This window comes from Motilibacter deserti (genome assembly GCF_011250635.1).
In the GTDB taxonomy this organism is placed as follows: Bacteria; Actinomycetota; Actinomycetes; order Motilibacterales; family Motilibacteraceae; genus Motilibacter_A; species Motilibacter_A deserti.
Genome location: NZ_JAANNP010000186.1, coordinates 1 through 2,623, shown reverse-complemented (window position 1 = coordinate 2,623; position 2,623 = coordinate 1). Strand labels below are relative to the sequence as shown.

The following is a 2,623-nucleotide window of genomic DNA, read 5'->3' as shown; positions in this document are numbered from 1 at the left end:
GGCGGCCGCTGCCACCAACGAGATCACCGCGAACGTCAGCGGGGTCGCCGGTGCCGCCGCCGGCACTGCCGAGGCGGTCACCGAGGCCCAGCGCTCGGCCAGCGAGCTCAGCCAGATGGCGTCGGCCCTGCAGTCGCAGATCGTGCGCTTCCGCTACTGAGCCCGTCAGCCTGATCGTCCGAGCCGGCTGGACAGCTCTCCGGCTCGCCCCCGCCGTCCGCCCCGTCCGCGTCCCCGCGGTCGGGGCGGACGCACGTTCGGGGGAGCTTCGGCCCAGCGGGGACAATGGCCTCATGAGCGCCCCCGCCGAGCCCACGGCCCTGCTGCCCCCCGGCCCGGCCCCGCGGCGCCACTACGGCCGGCCGGTGACCGTCGCCCTGCTGCTCGCCCTCGTCGTGGCCTGCGCCGCCACCGTCGCCGCCACGTACCGCGTCTTCGTCCGCAGCCAGACCGGCCAGCTGGTCGAGGCCGCCGCGCTCGGCGGGACCGACCTCGGCCGCGACCGCCTGCTCCCCCGCGTCACCCAGGTCCTCGACGTCGTCTCGGTGGCCTCGCTCGCCGTGGCCGTCGTCGTGCTGGCCGGCATCGGGCTGCTGCGTGGACGCTGGCGCTCCGCGCTCGCCGCCGGCGTGCTCGTGGCCGGGTCCAACGTCACGACCCAGCTGCTCAAGAAGGAGCTGCTGACCCGGCCCGACTTCGGCTTCGACGGCTACCCGGACAACACCCTGCCCAGCGGGCACACGACGGTCGCCGCCTCGGTCGCGGCCGCCGCCGTGCTCGTCTGCCCGCGCCGGCTGCGGCCCCTCGTCGCGCTCCTCGGCTGTGCGTACGCCGTCGTCACCGGCGTCGCCACCCTCGCCGCGAACTGGCACCGCCCCAGCGACGCGATCGCGGCGTACCCGATCGTCCTCGGCTGGGGCGCGCTCGTCGCAGCGTTCGTCGTGGCCCTGTCGCCGCCGGCCCCGGGCCGGGGCGCGCCCGACCGCGCGCACCGGGTCGTCGGGCTCTTCCTCGGCTCCTGCGCGGTGCCCGTGGGGGCCGGCGCCGCCGTCGCGATCGCGGTCACGGCCGACCGGGTGCCGTCCCCGCTCGGGGAGTACCGGCGCAACCTGGCGTACGCCGGCGGTGCCGCCGCCATCGTGGCCGTCGAGCTCGTGGCCATGGCGGTGTGGCTGGCCGTCGTCACGCTCGTCGACGAGGCCGGGCTGGGGCGGCGGCGGGCGCGCATCTGAGGCGGCGCGCCGTCACCGCCGGCGCGCGTCGGCCAGAGGGGCGCGCGCCAGCGCCCGCGCCTCAGTGCCCGCGGGCGACCCACTCGTCGTAGTCCCCGGCCTCGTCCCCGATCGTCGTCTCGTCCCCGTGCCCGGTCAGGACGCGGGTGTCCTCGGGCAGCGTGAGGAGCCGGCGCTTGATCGAGCGCAGGATCGTGTCGAAGTCGGAGTACTTGCGCCCCGTCGCGCCCGGGCCGCCTTTGAACAGCGTGTCGCCGGTGAAGATGACGTCGATGTCGCGGGCGTAGAGGCACACGGCCCCGGGCGAGTGGCCCGGCGTGGCGATGACGTCGATGTCGAGGTCGGCCACGTGGAGCGCGCCGCCGTCGACCAGCTCGATGTCCCAGCGCAGGTCGTCGCCGTACTCCTCGTGCCAGAGCATGTCGTCCTTCGGGTGGAGCGCGATCTCGCACTCCTTCTCCGCGGCGACCTCGACGGCGGCGTTGACGTGGTCGTTGTGGCCGTGGGTGCAGACGACGGCCACGACGTCCCGGTCGCCCACCGCCGCGAGGATCTTCTCCGCGTCGTGGGCGGCGTCGATGACGAGGACCTCCTCGTCGTTGCCGACCAGCCAGACGTTGTTGTCGACCTCCCAGCTGCCGCCGTCGAGCTCGAACGTCCCCGACGTGACGACGCGCTCGATCCGCAGGCCGCCGGGGTAGGACGCGACCACGCCCTCCTCGGTGCCGACCTCGACGAGCGGCTCGTCCACGAGCTGGTCGTCGACCGCCGGCTCGTCGACCTGCTCGTCGGCGCCGACCGCCGCCATGGCGATCTCCTCCTCGGGGAGGTCTCCGCTCTCGCGCTTGGACAGGTCCGCCATCAGAGCATCACCACCGAACGAAGCACGTCACCGGAATGCATCTTCGCGAATGCCGCTTCCACGTCGCCGATTCCGATCTTCTCGGTCACGAACTTGTCCAGCGGCAGCCGGCCCTGCAGGAAGAGGTCCACGAGCATCGGGAAGTCGCGAGAGGGGAGGCAGTCGCCGTACCACGAGGACTTCAGCGAGCCGCCGCGGCCGAACACGTCGAGCAGCGGGAGCTCGAGCTTCATCTCGGGGCTGGGCACACCGACGAGCACCACGGTGCCGGCGAGGTCGCGGGCGTAGAACGCCTGGGCGTAGGTCTCCGGGCGGCCGACGGCCTCTACCACGACGTCCGCGCCGAACCCGTCGGTCAGCTCACGGACGGCCTCGACCGGGTCGGCCTGCTTGGAGTTGACCGTGTGCGTCGCGCCGAACTCCTTGGCCTTCTCCAGCTTCCGGTCGTCGATGTCGACGGCGATGATGCGTCGGGCACCGGCGAGGTGCGCCCCGGCGATCGCCGCGTCGCCGACGCCGCCGCAGCCGA

At 74.0% G+C, this 2,623-nt stretch carries 3 protein-coding genes; 1 reads left to right on the top strand and 2 read right to left on the bottom strand.

Features of this window, described 5'->3' with window-relative positions:
* The first annotated feature begins 293 nt into the window (after positions 1 to 293).
* Entirely contained in the window at positions 294 to 1,232 is a 939-nt protein-coding gene (locus tag G9H71_RS22130; RefSeq protein ID WP_166284923.1) for a phosphatase PAP2 family protein, read from the top strand.
* 61 nt (positions 1,233 to 1,293) lie between these two features.
* Here G9H71_RS22130 and G9H71_RS22125 read toward each other — a convergent pair whose 3' ends face one another.
* Both G9H71_RS22125 and G9H71_RS22120 read right to left on the bottom strand, forming a co-directional pair.
* Positions 1,294 to 1,920 (bottom strand): MBL fold metallo-hydrolase, encoded by a 627-nt coding sequence (locus G9H71_RS22125; RefSeq protein ID WP_407939788.1) that lies wholly within the window; start codon positions 1,918 to 1,920, stop codon positions 1,294 to 1,296.
* 173 nt (positions 1,921 to 2,093) lie between these two features.
* A partial coding sequence (locus tag G9H71_RS22120) for a zinc-binding dehydrogenase (protein WP_166284922.1) occupies positions 2,094 to 2,623 on the bottom strand: 530 nt, incomplete at its 5' end.

Coding starts and splice junctions, on each gene's coding strand:
- G9H71_RS22130 (WP_166284923.1), top strand. CDS start 294: ATGAGCGCCCCCGCCGAGCCCACGGCCCTGCTGCCCCCCGGCCCGGCC.